This is a genomic window from Streptomyces sp. NPDC022552, from assembly GCF_055561875.1.
Map to the genome: position 1 here is coordinate 198,463 of NZ_JBVHGJ010000010.1, position 22,475 is coordinate 220,937.

Here is a 22,475-nt window from a genome sequence, read left to right on the forward strand (position 1 = left end):
CCATCGGCCGATGTGGCACCGGGCGGGGCGCGCCTAGCGTCGTGGTCATGCGAATCGGAATTCTCGGTACGGGTCATGTGGGACAGGCGCTGGCGGCGGGCTGGGCCCGCGCGGGCCATGACATCGTCCTCGGGTCACGGCGCCCCGAGGACAAGGAACTCCTCACGGAGCTGGAGGACCTGCTGGACGCGGGGGTACGCATCGGCGATCCGGCGGCGGCCACCGCGCACGCGGAGGTCCTGGTGAACGCCACGCCGGGGACGGCGTCGGTGGCGATCCTGGAGTCGATCGGCGCACCGGCGCTGGAGGGGAAGGTGCTGCTGGACGTCGCCGTCGGCTTCCTGGAGGACGAGTCGCTCTCGCACCCCGTGGTGAGCCTCGGGGAGGAGATCCAGAGTGCGTTCCCGGGGACGCGCGTCGTCAAGACGCTCTGCACGGTCGACAGTGTCGTGATGGTCGCCCCGCAGTCCCTGGAGGGCCCGAGCACGCTCTTCCTCTCCGGCGACGACGCCACGGCCAAGGAGACGGTGAGCGGCCTGCTGCACGACCTGGGCTGGCCGGACGACTCCCTGCTCGACCTCGGCGGCATCCAAACCGCCCGCGGCCAGGAGCACTTCGCACTCCTCTTCATCGGCATCGCCCTGTCGACGAACACCTTCGGGTTCGGCATCCGCCTGGTCCGCCCCGCGACCACCCAGGGATCCCGCACCGGCACGTGAGACCTGGCGAACCCCCGCGGGCGCGCGGGGGTTCGGCGGGTCATCCCATCTTGCGCTCGAGCGCGGCGAGGGCGCCGGCCTTGCGGCCCGGCACGTGGCGGCGCAGGGCGACGAGGGTGGGGCCGAGTGCGCGGGCGCGGACCGGGTCCGCGATGCGCTCCCATTGGTGGTGCGCCCGGTCCACGGCGCCTTCGACGTCCGGGTCCTGCGGCGGCTGGCTCATGTCGAGCCGGGCCTGCGCCGCTCCTATCCACAGCTCGCAGCTGCGGGCGGCCTCCCCCGCCAGCCGCGCGAGGTCGGCCCGCACCTCCATCCAGTGCACCGCCTCCCGCGACCGCGGCCCGTACCGCCGCAACGCCTCCTGCTCCCAGGCCACGGCCACCGCCACGGCCTCCCCGTGCCGCCCCGCCCGCGCGGCGGCGAGGATCGCGGGGTGGGGATCGATGTCTGCGGCAGGAGCGGCCGGCGGGGCCGGAGGGGTCGGGAATCCGTTCGCGGGCGCCCCCGTCTCCGGCGTCAGATACCGCGCCGGTGCCGGGCCCATCTGCGCGGCCGCCGCCGCGTGCAGGTCCGGCAGCGGGGGCCGGGCACCCGTGCGCCAGACCGTGGCGAAGTGGCGGAGGTAGTCCGGCGTCGTGGGCGCGCCACGCCGTGGCGCCGGGGCGACACGACCGTACAGCTGTACGCCCGGCCCCAGAGAGAGGAGCCCCGGCGTGGAGCCCAGGCCCTCCCAGACCTCCGCGTCGGCGACCAGGTCGGCCACCACGCTCGTCGTTCCCGGCCGCCGTACCGCCAGTTCCCCCGCGAGCCAGTGCCACGGCAGCCCCGTGTACCGCAGGGTCGTCGCCGTGCTCCGCGCCAGCGCCAGATGCGGCAGGCGCTGACGGCGGTCCAGTTGGAGCTGGCCCGCGAGGTGGACGGAGAGCGGTCCCGGTGTCGCGGCTGCCGCGCGCAGACGCGTCAGGACGGTCTGCGGGTCCAGCGGGTCGGCCAGTTCGACGACCGTCGCCACCGGCGTACCGGTCAGCGCGCCCGGCGGTACCGCCGCCAGCGCGGGCAGTACGGACGCCGCGTCGATCGCGCGCCCCCGCCCCGCCGGCGCCGCCGCCAGCAGCAACGCCGTCCCCACCCTGTCCACCTCGTCGTTCACCACAGCAGCACCGTAACCTTCCCACGGTGTCCTTCCGTTACCACCCCGATGGCCGATAATCGGCGGGCCGTTGGCATATGCCAGAAGCACCACCGTATCGAGTGTTGCCAAATCCCTTACGGGCTGTCCCCGCCTGTGCAACAGTCGTATCCGGGCCTCGTTCCACCGCTCGCCCGCGTCGCGCCTGTATCGGAGTACGACATGCCGTCCCCTCTCTACGCGGACCGTCCAGCCCAGCCGCCGGAGCCCGGCACCGTGGACGCGCTGATCTCGCAGACCCGTCGGCTGCGCGGTGACGTGGACGCCGTGCGCCGGGACGCCGTCATGGACGAGGACGACCCGAAGAACCGCTGGCAGCGTGCCCTCTGCGACCTGGCTGTGCATCAACTCGACGATCTGGGCGCCCATTTGGGACAGCTCAAGGCCGGCGTCCCCGACGAGCTCCCCGCCACCCCCGGTGCCGACGTCATCGAGGTCGAGGCCGAGGGCGTCTCCGACCCCGGCGCCGCCTACGGCGTCCCGGCGCCCCGCACCGGATCCCTCCTCAGCCGCGTCGGCAGCGCCGAGTGGAATCTGCTGAACGACGAGGTCAGCTGGTCCGAGGAGCTGTACCAGATCTTCGGCCGGAACCCCGAGAGCGGCCCGATGTCGCTGGACGAACTTCCCTCGATGGTGTTCGCCGAGGACCAGTCCGTGCTCCAGGCGATGGTGACGGACTGTCTGATCGACGGGAAGCCGATCGACGGCGAGTTCCGCATCGTCCGCACCGACGGCCGGGTCCGCACGCTCCACATGATGGGCGAGCCGGTCCTCGACTCCGACGGCTGCACGGCCTCCATGTGGGCCGTCCTGCGCGACGTCAGCGAGCTGCGCCGCAGCGAACGCGCGGTCCGCGAGTCCCGGGACAGTCTCCAGCGCCGTCGCCACATCGAGCGCACCGAGCGCCGCGTCGCCGTCGAGCTCCAGGAGGCCGTGCTCCCCCCGTGGCGTGGCTCCCTGCGGTTCGCCCACGGCGGCCCCGGCGCCCCGCTCGATGTGGCGGGCCACTACCTGCCCGCCGCCTCGACCGGTCTGATCGGCGGCGACTGGTACGACGCGCTGGCACTCCCGGACGGCGACGCGCTCCTGACCGTCGGTGACCTCACCGGACACGGCGTCTCCGCGACCTCGTCCATGGCGATGCTCCTCGGCGCGCTGCGCGGCATGGCCGTGGCCGGAATTCGCCCCGGCGCCCTGATGGGCCATCTCAACCAGCTGCTCGAATCGGCGGTCCAGCCGGCGCTCGGCAGCGCGATGTGCTGCCGCTACGAGCCCGTCAGCCAGACCCTCTCCTGGGCCCAGGCAGGACACCCCGCCCCGCTGCTCTTCCGCGACGGGACGGGGCGCACCCTGAAGCGGCCCGACGGTGTGCTCCTGGGAGCGACGACCGGGGCCGTGTACGAGGAGGCCGAGATCCGGCTGCTCCCCGGGGACCTGCTGATGCTGCACACGGACGGGCTGACCCGCCGCGGCAGCATGGACGATACGGGTACGCAGCGGCTGCTCGACCTGGCCCCGCGGCTGTCCGAGGCCCGGGACGCACTGGACTGCGTACGGTCGGTGGTGGAGGAGTTCGGTGAGGCACCGCGCGAGGACGACGCCTGCGTGATGGTGGTCCGCGTCGGCCACTAGTCCGGTGGACCGGCGAGGTCCACGCAGCCAGGTCCGTAAGGCGTCTTGCACACACAGCCGGAGACCCCGGCGCCGCCGCCTCGCACCCGGCGAGCGAGCACCCTCAGGAGGGCATACCGGCAAGCGCCGGTGTGCCCTTTCTCGTACGTACGGGAGTCGGGCCGGCCCTCAGATCCCGCGGGCCCTCGGCCGCTTCGCCGTCGGCTCCGGCAGCGCGAGCGCGATCTCCTCGCGCAGGTCCTCGATCTTGGCGTAGCCGGCGTACTGCCCGGTCAGCCGGTACATCTCACGCAGCCGGTCCCAGGTGCGGTGCGAGGAGGTCTCACCCATGGAGACCAGGGCGAGCCGCGCGTACCGGTCGGCCTGCTCCGGGTCGTCCGCGATGAAGCAGGCCGAGGCGAGGGAGATGTAGTCGAAGAGCCGGGATCGGTTGTGACCGTTGCGGCGCAGCTCCAGGGCCAGCTTGGCGTGGCGCTGCGCGGGGACCGCGGCGGCGGGGTCGTGTTCGGCGAGGGTGCGGTACGCGAGGGCCTGCATGCCGTGCATGTCGGCGTCGTCGAAGTTCTGCATCCAGCTCGGCGGAGGCACGTCCGACCGGTCGGAGACGAACAGGTCCTCGGCCTCGCCGAGCGTACGGCGCATGGCCTGGCCCTTGCCCATGGACGCCTGCGCCCACGCCTCGATGGTGTGCAGCATCGCCTGCGTGCGCGGCAGAACCTCCTCGCCGGAGCCGGACTTGGCGAGCTTCATGAGGTCGAGGGCGTCGTCGGGCCGGCCCAGGTGGACCATCTGGCGCGCCGCGCGGGACAGGGCTTCCCCGGCGCGCGGCCGGTCGCCGCCCTCCCGGGCCGCGTGGGCGGCGATCACGAAGTACTTCTGCGCGGTGGGTTCCAGGCCCACGTCGTGGGACATCCAGCCTGCCAGGACTGCCAGGTTGGCCGCGACGCCCCAGAGGCGCCGCTGGAGGTGGTCGGGGTGACGGTAGGCGAGCATGCCGCCCACCTCGTTCAACTGGCCCACGACCGCCTTGCGTTGCAGGCCGCCGCCGCGGGAGGCGTCCCAGGCGCGGAACACCTCCACCGAGCGCTCCAGTGCTTCGATCTCCTCCGACCCGATGGGGGCGGCCTCGTAGCGGTCGAACCCAGCGGGGTCGGCGTGGAGGGGATCGTTCGCGCGGGGGGCTTGCGCGGCGGCGCGTGCGGGGTCGGTGTGGAGCCAGTCGTGCATGGCGCTGGTGAGTGCGGAGCCGGCCGCGAGCACGGCGCCCGCGCCCATCAGGCCGCGTCGGTTGAGCATGAGGTCCATTCCCGTGAATTCGGTGAGGACCGCTGCCGTACGCTCGGGCGCCCAGGGCAGCCCGTCAGGGTTGTCGGTGTTCCTGACGTTCTGCCGTCTCCCGGCACGCCCGTGTCGCACGAACCCGAGGTCCTCGATGGTCACGACACGGCCGAGTCGCTCGGTGAACAGTGCAGCCAGCACCCGGGGTACAGGGTCGCGCGGGGTCTCCCCCATGTCGATCCATCGCCTCACCCGGGAGGTGTCGGTCGACAGTTGCGGATGGCCCATGGCCGCCGCCTGCCGGTTGACGAGCCTCGCGAGCTCTCCCTTGGACCAGCCGGCGAGGCCGAAGAGGTCTGCCAGGCGGGTGTTGGTCTGTCCGGTCACGTCTAAGCCCCCAGGTTCTCGGCTGAGTTGACAGTAACCCCCTGTCATAGGGCTGGCGACTATTCGCCAGGCTTCGCCAGGGTGCGCCCGATGTTCCGCCACCCGCGCCCGGGTGTCAGGTAGGAACGCGCCACCCCGCCCCGGCAACCGGCCCACATTCCCCAGGGTGCGGCCCGGAGGTCGGGCGGGGCGACGCACGCAACTCGTCGGCACACGAAGGGATCTGTCTCCTCCATGTACACAGCATCGTCCTCCGTGTCCGCCCCGCCCCGGCCCCAGCACCGTTCCGTACCGGTCGGCAGCGGACCGTACCTCGCCCCCGTCGTTCCGGCGGCCCGTGCGAGGCGATGGGCCGGCAGTGCCGCTCAGCCGCTCAGCGGAAGAATCGACCTGTCCGGCCCCCAAGGGGCCCAGGTACGGATGGCCATCGCCTCCGTCCACCGGATCTGCCCGGAGTTCAACCCGGTACAGGTCCTGCGGCGCAGCGGGCGTTCCGTACTGATCGTCGGCACGACCGGGCGGGCCACGGCCGTCGCGAAGTGTTTACTTGACCACTCCCCCGCGTGGGTCGAGCGGTTCCAGCACGAAATAGCTGCTTATCGCTCCTTCGTCCGGCACCGGCCACCGGTGCGAGCCCCCCGGCTGATCGCCGCGGACCCGGAGAACTGCACGCTGGTCATCGAACGGATGCCTGGACGGGCGGCGGCGCTGACGCGCCACCCCGTCGAGGCGCCGCCCCGCGCGGATCTGCGCGCCGCGCTCGGCGCGATCGCGCGGCTGAACGCCTGGCGGCCGCCCGCGGGCACCTTCGACGCGCCGCTGGACTACCCGTCCCGGATCGCGCGCTACCACGAGCTGGGCCTCTTCACCGACCGTGACCGGGACGACCTCCAGAAGCTGCTGCACGGCCTCGCGCATGCCGGTGGCCGCCAGGGCATGGGCCAGTTCTGTCACGGAGACGCCCTGCTCTCCAACATCCTGCTCTCGCCCACGGGCCCGGTCCTGGTCGACTGGGAGCACGCGGGCTGGTACCTGCCCGGCTACGACCTGGCGACGATGTGGTCGGTGCTCGCTGACGCGCCGATGGCCCGGCGGCAGATCAGCCAGCTCGCCCAGCAGGCGGGGCCGGCGTCCCGTGACGCCTTCCTCGTGAACCTGATGATCGTGCTGACCCGGGAGATCCGTACGTACGAGACGGCGGTGCAGCGCACCATCAAGGAGGCTCCGCCCGCCGGTTCGGTTCCCGTCCCCACGGGAGCGGTCTCGCCCGGTGAGGAACAGCGGCGGCTGCTGCGGCGGCTGCACGACGACTGCGCCATGGCACGGCGGGCCGTGCGCGCCGCGGTCGGTACGCGCTGACGCCGCGCCGACCGTCACGGGGGTGACACGCCGCGCGCCCGGTGCCGACACACCGGGTGCGCGGCGTTCCGCGTGTGGGCCTGGTGCCGGAAGCCTCTGCTCCGCACCGGCACCCACCACCCCTGAACCCGCCTCGCCCCCGCCCATTGGTCCACGCCACTGACGCGCCGCAGGCCGGCGCGCCGCCGCCACGAAAGTCCGTGAGACGGCCCTGACAGCCCGCCTGACATGGGAAGTTCCGTGTCGCTCGGGGTGATTGACGGAACGTCGGGAAGCCGATACCCCTGTACGGGACCGGCCCCGCACGCCCCCTCATCACCCCCGGTACCTGGAGGCTGCCTTGCACCGTTCCGCGTCGCGCAGACGGGTTCCCCGAGCGGTGGGCGCCGTGGCGTCCGCCGCCCTGCTCCTCCCCCTTCTCTCGGCGGCTCCGCCGGCCACGGCCGAGCCGCTGGAAAGCGGTTCGCTCCAGCGGCAGTTCGCGGCGGCCGCCGAGCGGCAGGGCGTGCCGCAGAGCGTGCTGCTCGCGGTGTCGTACCTCCAGTCACGGTGGGACGCGCACGGCGGCGCCCCGAGCGTGACCGGGGGCTACGGCCCGATGCACCTCACGGACGCGGTGACCGCGCTGGCCGAGGCCCCGCACCACTCGCACGGCGAGGAGGACGCGCGGGGCGACGCCTCCCGGGCGCCGCGGCACGGAACGGAGGCGGAGACCCCGCTGCCGACGCCGGCGCAGCTGCCGGAGCGGCTGAGGACGCTGGACCGGGCGGCCGCGCTGACCGGGATTCCGGCGCGGGAGCTGCGGACCAGTACGGCGGCGAACATCGAGGGCGGTGCGGCGCTGCTCGCCGCCGCCCAGCGCGCCTCGGGCCGGCCGCTCGGCGCCGACCCGGCCGACTGGTTCGGCGCGGTGGCGCGCTACTCCGGCGCCGACGACACGGCAACCGCGACGACGTACGCGAACGACGTGTTCGACGTGATCCGGTCCGGTGCGTCGCGGCGTACCGACAGCGGTCAGGTGGTCACCCTTGCGGGCGACGCGGACCTCGTGCCCGAGACCGGGCAGGTGCAGTCGTTGGGGCTGCGGAAGGCGGAGGCGGGGCGGACCGAGTGTCCGAAGACGGTGGCCTGCGAGTGGATCCCGGCGCCGTACGAGGAGTTCGGCGACGGTGACTACGGCAACCACGACAAGGCGAACCGGCCCGCGTCGCAGTCGATCGAGTACATCGTCGTCCATGACACCGAGGCGACCTGGGACGTCACGCTCCGGCTCGTACAGGACCCGACGTATGTGTCGTGGCAGTACTCGCTGCGCTCGTCGGACGGCCACATCGCCCAGCATCTGCCGTTGAAGGACGTCGGCTGGCACGCGGGCAACTGGTTCGTGAACGCCAAGTCGGTGGGCCTGGAGCACGAGGGCTTCCTCACGGCGCCGGACTCCTGGTACACGGAGGCGATGTACCGCACCTCGGCACGTCTGGTGCGGTATCTCGCACAGCGCTACGGCATCCCGCTCGACCGGCAGCACGTCCTCGGGCACGACAACGTGCCGGGCACGACGACGTCGACGATCCGCGGGATGCACACCGATCCGGGGCCGTACTGGGACTGGGCGCACTACTTCCAGCTGCTCGGCAGGCCGTTCACGCCGACCGCGGGCGCGAACGCGGCAGTGGTGACGATCCGTCCGGAGTACACCGCGCACCAGCCGGTGTACACGGGGTGCGTGAAGACGGGAGAGGCGTGCGCCCCGCACGGCAGCGGCGCGGTCCGGCTGCACACGGCGCCGGGCGCGGACGCCCCGCTGGTGAAGGACGTCGGTCTGCGGCCGGACGGCCAGGACTCGACGACCGGGGTCAACGACACGGGGGCGCGGGCCTCGACGGGCCAGCAGTACGCGGTGGCCGAACGACGGGGCGACTGGACGGCGATCTGGTACCTGGGCCAGAAGGCCTGGTTCCACAACCCGAAGGGGCAGCGTACGGCGGTGAACTCCCGGGGGCTGGTGCTGACCCCGAAGGAGGGCCTGGCGGAGGTTCCGGTGTACGGGCGCGCCTATCCGGAGGCCTCGGCGTACCCGGCCGGTGTGCCGGTCCAGGCGGTGTCGCCGCTGCCGTACAAGCTGCTCGCGGGCCAGAGGTACGTGGTGGGCGGCCGCACCCCGGGCGAGTACTACTTCGCTCCGGTGTTCGACACCACGGGGCATCGGGTCGTCCGGGGGCAGGAGGAGTACTACGAGATCCAGTTCGGCCATCGGGTCGCCTTCGTGAAGGCGGCTGACGTGCGGGTTTCCCGCGCCTGAGCCGAATCCGGCCAGGGGGCGAGGGGTGGCGCCGGGGCGGAGATCCGGGCGCCACCCCTCGCCGTTCATATGACTACCTTCGTTGTCGCGTGGGCCGTACGGGCGAGGGGTAATGCTCGGCGGACACTGCCCACGCTCACCGAAAGGCCCCTCACGCATGGCTCAGCCCTTCGTCCTGCCGGATTTCTATGTTCCGTATCCGGCGCGGCTCAATCCCCATGTGGAGACCGCCCGCACGCACACCCGGGAGTGGGCGCGGGAGATGGGGATGCTGGAGGGCTCCGGCGTCTGGGAGGAGCACGACCTCGACTCCCACGACTACGCGCTGCTCTGCTCGTACACCCATCCCGACTGCGACGCCGAGGCGCTGTCACTGGTCACCGACTGGTACACCTGGGTGTTCTTCTTCGACGACCACTTCCTGGAGGTCTTCAAACGCACCCAGGACCGGCCGGGCAGCAAGGCGTATCTGGACCGGCTACCGCTGTTCATGCCGAAGGACCCCGCGGCCCCGATGCCCGAGCCGACCAACCCGGTGGAGGCCGGCCTCGCGGACCTGTGGCTGCGCACCGTCCCGTCCATGTCCGCCGCCTGGCGGGAACGGTTCGCCACGGCGACCGAGGCGCTGCTGTACGAGTCCCTGTGGGAGCTCGACAACATCAACGAGGGGCGGATCGCCAACCCCGTCGAGTACATCGAGATGCGACGCAAGGTGGGCGGAGCCCCCTGGTCGGCGGGGCTCGTCGAGTACGCGGCGGGCGCCGAGGTCCCGGAGCAGGTGGCGCACTCCAGGCCCTTGCTCGTGCTGCGCGACACGTTCTCCGACGCGGTGCATCTGCGCAACGACCTCTTCTCGTACCAGCGGGAGGTCGAGGACGAGGGTGAGAACAGCAACGGCGTGCTCGTCCTGGAGAAGTTCCTCGGCTGCACGACGCAGGAGGCGGCCGAGGCCGTCAACGACCTGCTGACCTCACGGCTCCAGCAGTTCGAGAACACGGCACTGACCGAAGTGCCGGGCCTCTGCCTGGAGAGGAGACTCACCCCCGTGGAGTGCGCGGCGGTCGCGGCGTACACGAAGGGGCTGCAGGACTGGCAGTCGGGCGGCCACGAGTGGCACATGCGCTCCAGCCGGTACATGAACGAGGGCCTGGAGACCGGGCCTTCGCGTTTCGAGGGCGCCCTCGGCACCTCGGCCCTGGACATCACGACCCTCTTCGGCCGCCCCGCGGCCTCACGTCTGCGCGCCCTGACGCACGTCCCGCACCAGAAGGTCGGGCCCTCGCTGCTGCCGGACTTCGACCTGCCCTACCCGCTGACGCTCAACCCGCACCACCAGGAGGCGAAGCGCCGGTCGGAGGACTGGGCGGAGCGGATGGGGCTCCTGGACGACATCTGGGACCGGCCGATGCTGGAGGGCTTCGACTTCGCGCTCTGCTCGGCGGGGCTCGATCCCGACGCCACGCCCGAGGAGTTGGAACTCAGCGCGGAGTGGCTGACCTGGGGCACGTACGGCGACGACTACTACCCGCGGGTCTTCGGCCGGCCGCGGAACCTGATCGGCGCGAAGCAGTGCACCGAGCGTCTCAAGTCCCTGATGTCGCCGGCCGATCCGGGCGCGGCGCGGGCATCGGCCGTCAGCCCGATGGAGCGTTCGCTCGCCGATCTGTGGGCGCGGACCGCCGGACCGATGAGCGCCGACGCCAGGGCCAGGCTGCGCCGCTCCATGGACGGGATGCTCGACAGCTGGATGTGGGAGCTGCACAACCAGGCGCAGCACCGGGTCCCCGACCCCGTGGACTACATCGAGATGCGGCGCTTCACCTTCGGTTCGGACATGACCATGCTGCTGTGCAGGCTGCGGCGCACGGACGGGTTGCCGCCCGGGATCTTCGACAGCGGCACGGTCCGGGCTCTGGAGAACTCGGCCGCGGACTACGCGGCGCTCCTCAACGATCTCTTCTCGTACCAGAAGGAGATCGAGGTGGAGGGGGAGGTCCACAACGGGGTCCTCGTCCTGCAGAGGTTCTTCGACTGCGACTACCCGACGGCCGTGTCGATGGTCGACGATCTGATGCGCGGGCGGCTGCGCCAGTTCGAGCACGTGAAGCACCACGAACTTCCGCTGCTGTACGAGGACTTCGCCCTGGACTCGCAGGGGCGCGCGGCCTTCGAGGCGTATGTGCGCGAGCTGGAGGACTGGCTCGCGGGGATCCTCAACTGGCACCGGGGCGTGCGTCGTTACGGCCCCGACGACGTGCGCTCGGACAGCGGTACGACACTGGCCAGGATGGGCCCGACCGGTATCGGCACCTCGGCGGCGCGGCTGGCCTCGGCGTTCGCCCCGTAGCTCGCGGCACCGGAACCGCCTCCGCCCATGGCACAACCACCCGGGCTGTGCGGGTCACGTCGCGATCAGGTGCGTCACGTGTCGTGGGCGGGCATCACCGGGACACCCCCGCCGAGAGCGCCGGATGCCGGGGGTGAGGTTGCGCAGGGGGAGCATGGCTCTCCCGCGCGACTCCGTCGAGGACGTAAGTGAAGTCTCCTGAACAACCCCGGGAACCACACCTGTTCGCCTCCTGGTCCGCCATTGACGACCCCGGCGGAGGTTGTGTAACTCTCTTTCATCAACGGCCCCGCGACGGGCTGATGGAGGACGTGGACGTGCCCAGTGACATACGGGGTAGAGACCTGGCCGGTCTGCGGAAGATGAACGCCGCCGTGGTGATCCGCGCGTTGCACGCCCGCAGTCCTCGGACGGTCAGCCAGCTGACCGCTGCCACCGGGCTGTCCAGGCCCACGATCGAGGGTTTGGTGGAGACGCTGTCCGCGCTCGGCTGGGTGGCGGAGACCGAGGGGAGTCCCTCCGGGAGGGCCGGCGGCAGACCCGCCCGCTCCTTCCGGTTCCGGGGCGAGGCCGGCGTCGTCGTGGGCGTGGACATCGGCTTGCACAAGGTCGTGATGGACCTGTCCGGTCTCACGGGCGAGACGATCGCCAGCGTACGGGAGGACACCGATCCGGAGATGACGGGACTGGCGCGTCTCGAGTTCCTGCGCGCCCGTCTCGCCGCCATCCTGTCCGAACACTCCGTGGCCTCCGACCGGCTGCTCGCGATCACGGTCGGCGTACCCGGCATGGTCGACACCACGGGCAGGGTCAGGTCACAGGTGATCCCGGACTGGAACGACGTCGACCTCGCCAGGCGGCTCGCGGACACGTTCTCCTGCCGGATCCTCGTGGAGAACGATGCCAATCTGGCCGTGGTCGCCGAGCATTGGCGCGGCTCCGCCGCGTTGGTGGACGACGCCGTCTGCATCCTGGCGGGCCGTCGGATCGCCGCCGGGCTGCTGTTGTCGGGGCGCCTGCACCGAGGGCGCCGTGGAGGCGCGGGCGAGATGAGCACACTCCCCCAGCTCGGCCTGGGGCCGGCCCTCGAGTCCCTGCGCTGGAGCGGTGAGCGTCTGCCCGGCGAGTCGGACATCGAGGCACTCACCCGCGCGACGGCGGACAAGGATCCGCAGGCCCTCGCGGCCGTCCACGACTTCGCACGGCGGCTGGCTCCGGCGATCGCGGCCCTGATCCTGGCGGTCGACCCGGAGCTCGTGGTCCTCGCCGGCGGGATCAGCCTCTTGGCCGGCGCCCTGGTCCCCTCGCTGACCGAGCAGCTCGACCACATCACCCCACACGTGCCGCCCATCACCGCCAGCACTCTGGGCGACGCGGTCGTGGCGCGCGGCGCCGTCCGCATCGCCCTGGATGCCGTGAACCGCGAACTCCTGAACGATCCGGAGTCCCTGACTCCCATGACCTGACGAACCGCCGGCCCCGCCGACGGGCCGGGGCCCGCGCACCGGCGGGTCCCCGTACCCCTCGGCCGGCACCCCGGCCGCCACCTCCCCGGCTGTCCGCGACAGAAGGAGCGACACATGCCCGACGCAACAACACTGCTGGTGGTCGGCGCGGGTGACCGCGGCACCAGTCACGCCCGGTACGCCCTGCGCCATCCCGACCGCGCACGGGTCGTGGCCGTGGCCGAGCCGTTGCGCGTACGGCGCGAACGGTTCGCCGCCGAGCACGGCCTCACCGCCGATGCCGCCGTGGCGGACTGGCGCCAGATCGTGGAGCGCGGACGCGTCTCGGACGCGGTCCTGCTCTGCACCCTGGACCGCGACCATCTGGAGCCCGCTCTGGCGTTCGCCGCGCAGGGCTACCACATCATGCTGGAGAAGCCGATGGCCGTGGACGAGGAGTCCTGCCGCGCCATCGTCGACGCCGTCGAGCGGGCCGGAGTGATCCTGGCCGTGGGCCACGTCCTGAGGTACACCCCGTACACCCGGGTGCTGAAGCGCGTCGTCGACGCGGGCCGCATCGGGGACATCATCAGCGTGCAGCACCTGGAACCGGTCGGCCACTGGCACCAGGCGCATTCGTTCGTCCGTGGCAACTGGCGGCGTACGGACGAGTCCACGTCCATGCTGATGGCGAAGTCGTGCCACGACCTGGACTGGCTGCAGCACATCGTCGGAGAGCCGCCGGCCCGCGTATCCAGCTTCGGCCGCCTCACGCACTTCACCCCTGCCAACCGCCCCCAGGGCGCCGCCGACCGCTGCGTGGAGTGCCCTGTGCGCGGCGAGTGCGCCTTCGACGCGGTGCGGTTCTACGGCGACCGGCTCGCCGCGGGCAAGAAGGGCTGGCCGCTGTCGGTCGTGCTCGACGACTTCACCGGGGCGGCTCTGGAGGAGGCGCTGCGCACCGGCCCGTACGGGCGCTGCGTGTACGCCTGCGACAACGACGTCGTCGACCATCAGGTCGTCGCGATGGAGTTCGCCGGTGGCGCCACCGCGACCTTCACCATGACCGGCTTCACGGAGATGGCCAACCGCCAGACGCGGATCTTCGGCACGCGCGGCGAGATCCGGGGCGACGGCCGCATGCTGCACATCCACGACTTCCGCACAGGGACCACCGAGGAGGTCGACACCCTCCCCATCGGGGACATGTCCGCCGGCGGCGGTCACGGCGGCGGCGACGAGGGCCTCATGGAGGCCTTCGTCGCGGCGGTCGTCGCCGAGGACCCCTCGCTCGTCTCGTCCGGTCCGCGTGAGTCGCTGCTCAGCCACCTGTCCGTACTCGCCGCGGAACGCGCCCGCGAGACGGGCAGCGTGGTCGAGGTGTCCTGAGTCCCGAAGTCAGGCGGGGCGGCCGCGCAGTTGGTCCAGTTCGCGGCGCTCGCGCTTGGTGGGGCGGCCGGCGCCGCGGTCGCGGACGGCGGCCACGGCCACGTGCTCGCGCGGGGGCGGCGGCGGGCTGTTGTCGACGTACGCCTCGGCGGCGACGGGCGGGCCGACCCGCTTGGTGAGGAGCTGCTTGACCTCGACGATCCGCTCCCGGCCGCCGTGGAAGAGGCGTACTTCGTCGCCGGGCTTCACCGGCTGGGCGGGCTTGGCGCGGTCACCGTTCACCTTGACGTGCCCGGCCCGGCAGGCGGCGGCCGCCTGCGAGCGGGTCTTGGTGAGGCGGACCGCCCAGATCCAGCTGTCGACGCGCGCGCTCATCGGCCCCCGCCCCTCCGTCAGCCCTGCTGGAACAGCTCGGCGGGCAGCGGCTTGAGCAGCGCGTAGAGATCGTCGGTGATGGGACGGTCCCAACTGGCGATCGTCACGAGGACGTTGTCGCTGCGGTCGAACTGCACGCAGGCGATACGGCTCTCGGAGAGCTTGAGCCGGCGCACGATCAGCAGGTTGTCGCCCTGCATCACAGGCATGTCCTCGGTGTCGAGGACCTCGACCGGCTCGTCGTTGTCCAGGGCCGCGAGGAGCTGCGCCACCTCGAAGGGGATCTGGCCGTCGGCGAGCTCGCGCGCCGGGGAGCCCTCGGGGAGGTTGCCGATGATCATCGCGGGGCCGCGGCCGCCGAACAGGTCGTAGCGCAGGAAGACGCCCTGGCAGCTGCCGTCGGGGGCGGGCAGCAGACCGGCACCGAGGTTGCCGGGCCAGTCCCCCGGGTCCATGGCCAGGACGTCGAAGTCCGGGCCCGCGGGTGTGGCGGCGCTGCGGCGGCGGAGGAAGGACATACGGCCATGGTACGTGCCCCGAGGCCCACCGCGACGCGCCGGGGCGGGTCCGCCGGAGGGCCACGACGGCACGCCGTGACGGAGGGGTCGGAAGGGGCGCAGCACCACCATCCGGCACGGCGTGCCGCCCCCGGCCGACGGGCTGCCGCGCCCCTGCTCGGCGGTCCGTCGAACCCTGCCGGACGGAGCCGTCGCGACCTTCCGCGGCAAGGCACGCCGCCCTCAGCCCGGCGAGCAGTGCGGCCCCGCCCGACAGGCAACCGCTCCCCCGCTCGGCGGCGGCACCGCTGGCGCGTCGGGGTGTCAGGTGTGGCGGGGGGTTTCGCCGGGTTCTCGGCCGGTTTTGGCGAGAGCCTGGGTGAGGCCTGCGCGGTCGGTGCCGAGCTTGCGGTAGACGGCGGAGAGGAGCTGGGTCACCGCGGCCTCGTCGGTGCCCAGGGCGGCCGCCGCGTCCTCGCCACGGACAGTGAGATCGGCCGCGGTGCGCTCACGCGCGGTGAGCGTGTCCGTGCCGGCCGAGTGGAGGGTGCGGGGCCTGAGCCCGGCGGCCGCCAGCTCCGCCCTGGCCTCGTCCCCGAGGCCGTCCGCCCCGCACGTCTGGGCGGCCTCCAGGCCCCGGTAGAGGTACTCGGCGGCCTCGCCGGTGCGTCCGGTGCGGCGCAGTGCGCCGCCGAGAGCCACCAAGGAGCGCGCCAGCTCGTACGCGGCGGGTGACTGCTCCAGCCAGTCGACGGACTCCTCCAGGAGCTTCACGCGCCCGTCGCCGCCGACGACCTCGGCCGTCACGCGCAGCGCCTGGCCGATGGCGGAGGGCGCGCCGTACTGGCGGGCTCGGGCCACGGCCTCCAGGGCGGTACCGGCGGCCCGCTCGGGCGTCTCCCGGGCCTCGGCGAGGGCGAGGTGGAGCTGCCAGGGGCACCAGGCCGGGTTGCGCATGCCGCGCGGGTCGAGGCGCCGGCCGACGGCGGCCAGCTCGGCCGCCGCCTCCTCGACGCGTCCGGTGGCCAGGAGCAGTTCGGCGTGGACGGTCTGCGAGTCGGGGAAGGTGACGGCGGCGGGGAACGGCTCGCCGAAGTCGTGGGTACGGGCGATCCGCGCGGCCTCCTCGACACGGCCGCGGGCGAGCAGCACCTCGATCGTGACGCCGACGGCGTACCAGTGGGCGGGGGTGCGGGGGCCGACGCGCTCGGCGAGGCGAAGACCCGCGCGGACGAAGTCCTCCGCCTCGACGAGCCGGCCGCGACGCAGCCGGATGTAGCCGAGGAGCGTGTACGCGAAGGAGAGATGGGCGCCGCGCCAGCCCTGGCGCTCGAACTCCGCGGTGCCGGCCGCGAAGAGTTCCTCGGCACGGCCGGGCCGGTCGGCGTAGAGGAAGGTGAGGGCGACCAGGACCGGAACCTCGAAGCCGCGGCTCTCGTCGGCCCAGCTCAGGCCGCCTTCCAGAGCGCGTTCGGCGTGCCCGACGGCGACGGCCGAGGGTTCGGCGCGCAGCGTGGCGTCCCAGGCGCGCAGGCCGATGACGTACCGCTCGGTGAGGTCGCGGCCGGTGAGCCGGTCGGCGAGCCGGGCCAGTCGGCGGGAACGGGCGGGCGAGTCGGGTTCGTCGGCGCGGAAGGCGTCCCACATGAACTTCTCGGACTGCATACGGAGCCGGCTGCGGGCGTCGGTCGTGAGCCGGGATTCGCGGCCGAGGAGTTCGGAGGCCTCGACGAGCCGGTCGCTGTGGGCGAGGACCTGGGAGAGGCGGTAGACGATGCCGTGGCGCAGCGCGGGGTCGGAGACGGGCTCCTCCAGGGCGGCACGGAGGTGGTTGACGGTGGTGGCGGGCTCGGTGAGCAGGGAGGCGCTGCCGAGTTCGAAGAGGACGGCGGCGCGCTCGTCGTCGGCGGGAGGCTCGCGCAGGGCGCGGGCGAGGAAGCGGCGCGCCGCGTCGGGGGCGCCGGCGCGCAGGGTCTCGCGGGCGGCCTCGCGCAGATGGCCGACGACCCAGGGGTCGCCCTCCGGATGCGTCTCCAGGAGGTGGCGCGCGGCGGCGGTGGCACCGAGTCCGGCGTCGATGACGCACCACGCGGCCTGGCCGTGCAGCGCGACGCGGGTGGCGGTCGGGATGGCCTTGTAGACGGCGGTGGCGATCAGCGGGTGGACGAACTCGAGGGTCTCGGTGCCCGCGAGGACGCGCGCGTCGCGCAGGCGTCCGGCGCACTCGGCGACCGCCTCGCTGCCCAGTCCCGCGACGGCGCCGGCGAGCTGGGGCGAGATCTCGGTGCCGAGGACGGCGCAGGCCCAGGCGAGGCGGACGGTGGCGGTGCCGAGCCGTTCGAGGGTGGCCACGAGGCCGCTCCCCTTGACGGCCGCGGCGAGATCGCGGAGCTCGTGGGCGGCCTCGGCCCGGGGTTCGAGGCCGCGGTCGCGGACCTTGGCGGCGAGTTCGACGGCCTCGAAGGGGTTGCCGGAGGTGACGGTCCAGCACTCGCGGCAGAAGGTGTCGTCGGCGTGGGAGCCGACCCGGTCACGGACGAGGCTCGCGATGGCGGAAGAGGTGAGGGGTTCGAGGCCGAGGGGCCGCCTGCCGGACCGCCTTCCGGTGAACTCGTCTCCGCTGTCGGGAAGTTCGTCCGGACGGTAGGCGACCACGAGGAGCATGGGTAGCTCCTCGGCGCGCGGCGCGAAGGCGGAGAGCCAGCCGAGGGACTCGGGGTCGGCCCAGTGGGCGTCGTCGAGGACGACGACGAGCGGGGCGCGCCGGACGGCCAGGTGGGTCAGTACCCAGTCGAGCCCGTCGCGCAGGCCCTGCGGGTCCGGCGGTCCGCCGTCGCCGGCGGCGCACAGCCCCAGGGCGGGGCCGACGATGTCGTACCAACTGCCCAGACGGGCCCGGAGTTCGGTGTCGGATGCGGCGGCGAGCCGGGGCTGCAGCAGCTGGCGGGCGACGTGGAAGGCGACGCGCTGCTCCTGGTCGCCGCCGCGCGCCGCGAGCACGGTGCACCCCTTGTCGGCGGCGCGCCGCCGGATCTCGGCGAGCAGCGTGGTCTTCCCGAGCCCGGCCGGCGCGGCATAGGCGAGGACGCCACCGCGCGGCGTGCGGGCGGTCCGGATCGGGCGCACCGTCGCGTCGGGGCGCCGGACCTCCTCCTGGGCGTCGAGCGGCTCGGCCGTGTCACGGAGGAGGCGCAGCGACGGGCCCGGTGGTGCGCCGGGTTCCGGGGCCTCGCGCGGGAGCGGGACCCGTTCGTCCGGGTCCTCCGGTTCCGGCCACGGTTCGTCGTCCCCGAGGCCGGTCAACTGGTTCAACGCCTCTTCCGCCGCCGCGAGTTCCGCCTCGCGCTCGAAGAGGCCGGAGCCCCGACGGCCCACCCTGCCACTGTGTACTGCCACGTTCCACCCCCACGCCGGGGGCGCACACCCGGCGCGCGGATGAGTGCGGCCGGGCCGATGGGCCCCGCGAGGACCCCAGCGTACGCCCGTATACGCCCCTTGCGAGCGTCAGACGGCCGACCGGTTCGGGTGGTCCGCGAGATCTTTCAGCGCGGCCAACGCCTGCTCGGCGCGGGCGTGTTCGACGAACAGGTGGTCATGGTGGAAGCCGGCCACGACATTGCAGCTCAGCCCGGCCCTGGCGAGCTCACGCGCGACCGCCGCGGTGAGTCCGACCGCGTCGAGCGCGGAGTGGACCCGCAGCGTGATCCAGGCGGCCACGTAGTCGTACGCCAGACCGGCGGCGTCGGCCTCCTCCTGGCGTACGACCAGCGTGAGCCCCTCGCTCTCGGCGACGGTGACGACCGGGGCGACCCCCGCCGGAGCGGGGCCGTCCACGGTGGTGAAGACATAGCGGCCGGGGTTGATCTCCGGCCGCATCCCGGCGACGAGCCGGGTCAGATCACGTTCTGCGCTCATGATCACCACCCTAGGGCGGGTGGGAACGCGGGCAGGCGCCGACGGCGTGTCAGGTCAGGTCGAACTCACCCTCGCGGGCGTTGACCACGAACGCCCGCCATTCGGCCGGCGTGAAGATCAGCGACGGCGCCTCCGGACGCCCTTCGTTCCGCATCGCGATGAAGCCCTCGACGAAGGCGATCTGGACGTCTCCCGCGCCCTGGCTGCTCGACCGCCAGTCGGCCCCGCTGAGGTCGAGTTCGGGCTTGTCCCAGCCCGCGAAGGCGTGCTGGGTGGTGGTGCTCTCCGCCACGTCCGTGCTCCTCCCGCATAGCGCAACGTCGTCGTCCGGGGCTCAGGGTAGCGAGCGGGATCCGGCGCCGACAGACCTCACGCGCCGGGCGGACGGTCGCCCACGAGCCACATGGAGAAGAACTGCGCGCCCCCTCCGTACGCGTGCCCGAGCGCCCTGCGCGCGCCGTCCACCTGATGCTCGCCCGCCTGCCCGCGCACCTGAAGCGCGGCCTCGGCGAAGCGGATCATCCCGGACGCTCCGATGGGGTTGGTGGAGAGCACGCCGCCCGAGGGGTTCACGGGCAGGTCGCCGTCGAGTTCGGTGACGCCGGCCTCGGTGAGCTTCCACCCCTCGCCCTCCTCGGCGAAGCCCAGGTTCTCCAGCCACATCGGCTCGTACCAGGAGAACGGGACGTACATCTCGACCGCGTCGATCTCCCGGCGCGGGTCGGTGATCCCCGCCTGCCGGTAGACGTCGGCGGCGCAGTCCTTGCCGGCCTGCGGCGAGACGAAGTCCTTGCCAGCGAAGAGCGTGGGCTCGCTGCGCATCGCACCGCCGTGCACCCAGGCGGGCGGCCGGGGCGAACGCTCCGCGCCCGCGCGGTCGGTGAGGATCATCGCGCAGGCGCCGTCGGAGGACGGGCAGGTCTCGGAGTAGCGGATCGGGTCCCAGAGCATCGGGGAGGCCTGGACCTTCTCCAGGGTGATGTCGTGCTCGTGAAGGTGGGCGTACGGGTTCTTCAGCGCGTTGCGCCGGTCCTTGTACGCGACGAGGGAGCCGACCGTGTCGGGGGCGCCGGTGCGCCGCATGTAGGCGCGGACGTGCGGGGCGAAGAAGCCGCCGGCCCCGGCGAGCAGCGGCTGCTGGAACGGGACGGGCAGGGAGAGGCCCCACATGGCGTTGGATTCGGACTGTTTCTCGAAGGCGAGGGTGAGGACGGTGCCGTGGACGCGGGCGGCCACCAGGTTCGCGGCGACGAGCGCGGTGGATCCGCCGACGGAGCCGGCGGTGTGGACGCGGAGCATCGGTTTGCCGACCGCCCCGAGGGCGTCGGCGAGGTACAGCTCCGGCATCATCACGCCCTCGAAGAAGTCGGGGGCCTTGCCGATGACGACGGCGTCGATGTCCGCCCAGGTCAGCTCGGCGTCCTCCAGGGCGCGCCGGGCGGCCTCGCGGACGAGTCCGGCGATGGAGACGTCGTGCCGGGCGGCGACGTGCTTGGTCTGGCCGATCCCGACGACGGCGACGGGCTCCTTAGCCACGGGCTTCCCCTTCCAGGACGGCGACCAGGTTCTGCTGCAGGCAGGGCCCGGAGGTGGCGTGGGCGAGGGCGCGGTCGGAGGCGCCCCGGTGGATGCGGGCGGCGGCCTCGCCGAGGCGGATCAGGCCGGCGGCCATCATCGGGTTGGCGGCGAGCGCTCCGCCGGACGGGTTGACCTTCACGCTCTCGTCGAGGCCGAGGGCTCGGCGGAGCACGACCTCCTGGGAGGTGAAGGGCGCATGCAGTTCGGCGGTGTCGACGGGCCGGTCGAAGGCTCCGGCGCGCTCGGCGGCGAGGCGGGTGGAGGGCGAGTCGGTGAGGTCCCGTACGCCGAGGGAGTGGGCTTCGATCCGGTGGTCGATGCCGCGGATCCAGGCGGGGCGCTCGCACAGTTCGCGGGCCCGGTCACCGACGGCGAGGATCACGGCGGCCGCTCCGTCGCCGATGGGCGGGCAGTCTCCGGTGCGCAGCGGACCGACGACGTACGCGCCCTGGTCGCGGGCGCCGGGCAGTTGGGCGTGCGGGTTCGCGGTGGCGTCCCGGCGGCTGCGGGCGGCGACGGCGGCCAGCGCGGGTTCGTCGGTGTGTCCGGCGTCGATGAGCGCCTGTGCCTGAAGGGCGGCGAGGGCGACGGAGTCGGGCCAGAGCGGGGCGACGTAGTAGGGGTCGAGCTGCCGCGTGAGGACATCGCGTACGGATCCGGGTGAGGACTTTCCGTACGAGTAGACGAGGGCGGTGTCGGCCTCGCCGGTGAGCAGCTTCACCCAGGCCTCGTAGAGCGCCCAGGCGCCGTCCATCTCGACATGGGACTCGGAGATCGGCGGCCAGGCACCGACGCCGTCGAGCGCCATGGTGAACGAGAAGGCGCGTCCGGCGAGGTAGTCGGAGGAGCCGGAGCAGGTGAAGCCGATGTCGGGTGTCTTCAGGCCGGTCTGGCGCAGGACGTCGTGGAGGACGGGCATGACCATCTCGACCTCGGACAGCTCGTCCGTGCGCCGCCGGTGGTCGGTCTGGGCGAAGGCGACGATGGCCACCTCGCGGTCCGGTCGGTCCGATCGGTCCGGCGTCACAGCAGCTCCTTGTACGTGTCGTAGTCGGCGTCGGGTTCGCCGGTCGGCCGGTAGTGGTCGGGGTAGCGGCCGTCCTCGCTCCACACGGGTTCGACGCGGAGCCCCATCCGGACCTGGTCGTACGGGATGCCGCCGATCCGGCCGTGGAGCGCGAGCCCGGCGCCGTCCAGGGCGATGTGGGCGTAGACGTACGGCACCTCGATGTCGAGGCCGCGGGCCTTGATGTTGACGATGCAGTAGGTGGTCACCGTGCCGCGCGGGCCGACCTCGACCTGTTCGGTGGTGGCCACGCCGCACGTGGGGCAGGCGCCGCGGGGCGGGACGTAGACCTTGGTGCAGGACGGGCAGCGTTCGCCGACGGTCCTGTTGTCGGCGAGGGCCTGGAGGTAGGCGGTCTGCGCGCGGCCGGGACTGTACGTGTAGTCGAGGCGGGCGGGGGCGACGATGCCGGTGACGGGGTCGTCGAAGGCGCCGTCGTGGGGGCGTGGCGGGTGACCGTCGTCGCTCTCGTACGGTTCGAAGCAGGCGATGTCGGTGATGGCACCGGCCCGTTCGGGGGCCCAGCGGATCCGGACCCGCATCCCGGTGCGGACGGCTTCGGGGCCGGGCGCGTCCAGGGCGTGGAGGAGGGCGGTGTCGGCGCCGTCGAGCCGGACGAGGACCCAGGCGAAGGGGGTGGACAGGGGTTGCCCGGTGCGGGGTTCGGGGTTCCAGGCCCAGGTGGTGACGGTGCCGGTGGCGCGGACCTCGACGAGTTCGCGGAGTTCGGCCGCGGTCTGGGGGTCGTACTCGACGGGCGGGACGAGCACGCGCCCGTCCTCGGTCTTGACTCCGAGGACGGTCTCTTCGCGCAGCCCGGTCAGAAAGGCGGCCTGCACGGGCCCGAGGGACCGGGTGAACGGAAACTCGACGACGAGGGGAGCGCGGAGCGTTTCCGGGACGGGGGCGACTGTCATGAGCGTGGCTCCTTGTCGGGGGCTGGGGCGCGGGCGGGGGGCCGCTGGCGCGGGGCAAGCCCCCAGACCCCCGAACGACC

General features: G+C 72.9%; 17 protein-coding genes. 7 read left to right on the plus strand and 10 right to left on the minus strand.

All coding sequences use genetic code 11. The annotated features are described in order from the left end of the window. The first annotated feature begins 47 nt into the window (after positions 1–47). Entirely contained in the window at positions 48–719 is a 672-nt protein-coding gene (locus tag ACZ3OF_RS25210) for an NADPH-dependent F420 reductase (RefSeq protein WP_361674022.1), read from the plus strand. Positions 720–759: 40 nt separating this feature from the next. Here ACZ3OF_RS25210 and ACZ3OF_RS25215 read toward each other — a convergent pair whose 3' ends face one another. Then, a complete protein-coding gene (locus ACZ3OF_RS25215) occupies positions 760–1,872 on the minus strand; it encodes a hypothetical protein (RefSeq protein ID WP_361674020.1) in 1,113 nt (370 codons plus the stop codon). A gap of 198 nt (positions 1,873–2,070) precedes the next feature. Between ACZ3OF_RS25215 and ACZ3OF_RS25220 the strand changes: the two genes are divergently transcribed. Continuing rightward, positions 2,071–3,540 (plus strand): PP2C family protein-serine/threonine phosphatase, encoded by a 1,470-nt coding sequence (locus tag ACZ3OF_RS25220; RefSeq protein WP_361674018.1) that lies wholly within the window; start codon positions 2,071–2,073, stop codon positions 3,538–3,540. A 168-nt stretch (positions 3,541–3,708) separates the two neighbouring features. Here the strand turns inward: ACZ3OF_RS25220 and ACZ3OF_RS25225 are convergent, their stop codons facing one another. After that, complete coding sequence (locus ACZ3OF_RS25225) at positions 3,709–5,205, minus strand: DNA-binding protein NsdB (RefSeq protein ID WP_361674016.1); 1,497 nt, start codon at positions 5,203–5,205, stop codon at positions 3,709–3,711. A gap of 234 nt (positions 5,206–5,439) precedes the next feature. Here ACZ3OF_RS25225 and ACZ3OF_RS25230 point away from each other — a divergent pair, with 234 nt between their 5' ends. The 5 genes from ACZ3OF_RS25230 (at position 5,440) to ACZ3OF_RS25250 (ending at position 14,047) form a co-directional block, all read left to right on the plus strand. Beyond that, positions 5,440–6,564 (plus strand): aminoglycoside phosphotransferase family protein, encoded by a 1,125-nt coding sequence (locus tag ACZ3OF_RS25230; RefSeq protein ID WP_467306921.1) that lies wholly within the window; start codon positions 5,440–5,442, stop codon positions 6,562–6,564. A gap of 379 nt (positions 6,565–6,943) precedes the next feature. Continuing rightward, on the plus strand, positions 6,944–8,866 hold the full coding sequence (locus ACZ3OF_RS25235; protein ID WP_467307022.1) for an N-acetylmuramoyl-L-alanine amidase: 1,923 nt from the start codon (positions 6,944–6,946) through the stop codon (positions 8,864–8,866). A gap of 157 nt (positions 8,867–9,023) precedes the next feature. After that, a complete protein-coding gene (locus ACZ3OF_RS25240) occupies positions 9,024–11,213 on the plus strand; it encodes a terpene synthase family protein (RefSeq protein WP_361674010.1) in 2,190 nt (729 codons plus the stop codon). A 317-nt stretch (positions 11,214–11,530) separates the two neighbouring features. Then, positions 11,531–12,679, plus strand: coding sequence for an ROK family transcriptional regulator (locus tag ACZ3OF_RS25245; protein WP_467306923.1), 1,149 nt, complete (start codon positions 11,531–11,533; stop codon positions 12,677–12,679). Positions 12,680–12,793: 114 nt separating this feature from the next. Next, positions 12,794–14,047: a Gfo/Idh/MocA family protein gene (locus ACZ3OF_RS25250; protein WP_467306924.1), complete on the plus strand. Its 1,254-nt coding sequence runs from the start codon at positions 12,794–12,796 to the stop codon at positions 14,045–14,047. A 9-nt stretch (positions 14,048–14,056) separates the two neighbouring features. Here the strand turns inward: ACZ3OF_RS25250 and ACZ3OF_RS25255 are convergent, their stop codons facing one another. The 8 genes from ACZ3OF_RS25255 to ACZ3OF_RS25290 all read right to left on the minus strand — a co-directional run bounded on the left by ACZ3OF_RS25255 (position 14,057) and on the right by ACZ3OF_RS25290 (position 22,395). After that, positions 14,057–14,422, minus strand: coding sequence for an RNA-binding S4 domain-containing protein (locus tag ACZ3OF_RS25255; RefSeq protein WP_361674004.1), 366 nt, complete (start codon positions 14,420–14,422; stop codon positions 14,057–14,059). Positions 14,423–14,439: 17 nt separating this feature from the next. After that, positions 14,440–14,940, minus strand: a complete 501-nt coding sequence (locus tag ACZ3OF_RS25260) for a hypothetical protein (protein ID WP_260230756.1) — start codon at positions 14,938–14,940, stop codon at positions 14,440–14,442. Between the two features lie 303 nt (positions 14,941–15,243). Beyond that, a complete protein-coding gene (locus ACZ3OF_RS25265; protein WP_361674334.1) occupies positions 15,244–18,045 on the minus strand; it encodes an ATP-binding protein in 2,802 nt (933 codons plus the stop codon). A gap of 378 nt (positions 18,046–18,423) precedes the next feature. Then, positions 18,424–18,834: an ACT domain-containing protein gene (locus ACZ3OF_RS25270; RefSeq protein WP_467306927.1), complete on the minus strand. Its 411-nt coding sequence runs from the start codon at positions 18,832–18,834 to the stop codon at positions 18,424–18,426. A gap of 49 nt (positions 18,835–18,883) precedes the next feature. Further along, the gene (locus ACZ3OF_RS25275) at positions 18,884–19,126 is read right to left on the minus strand and encodes a DUF397 domain-containing protein (RefSeq protein WP_361605935.1); all 243 of its coding nucleotides are present in this window, start codon (positions 19,124–19,126) and stop codon (positions 18,884–18,886) included. A gap of 77 nt (positions 19,127–19,203) precedes the next feature. Next, positions 19,204–20,370 carry a thiolase domain-containing protein gene (locus ACZ3OF_RS25280; RefSeq protein ID WP_467306930.1) on the minus strand — a complete coding sequence of 389 codons (1,167 nt, stop codon included), beginning with the start codon at positions 20,368–20,370 and terminating at the stop codon, positions 19,204–19,206. Beyond that, the gene (locus tag ACZ3OF_RS25285; RefSeq protein WP_467306932.1) at positions 20,363–21,439 is read right to left on the minus strand and encodes a thiolase domain-containing protein; all 1,077 of its coding nucleotides are present in this window, start codon (positions 21,437–21,439) and stop codon (positions 20,363–20,365) included. The genes ACZ3OF_RS25280 and ACZ3OF_RS25285 overlap by 8 nt, the downstream gene beginning before the upstream one ends. Beyond that, positions 21,436–22,395: a Zn-ribbon domain-containing OB-fold protein gene (locus tag ACZ3OF_RS25290; protein WP_361673996.1), complete on the minus strand. Its 960-nt coding sequence runs from the start codon at positions 22,393–22,395 to the stop codon at positions 21,436–21,438. Before ACZ3OF_RS25290 ends, ACZ3OF_RS25285 begins: the two co-directional genes overlap by 4 nt. Between the last annotated feature and the right edge of the window lie 80 nt (positions 22,396–22,475).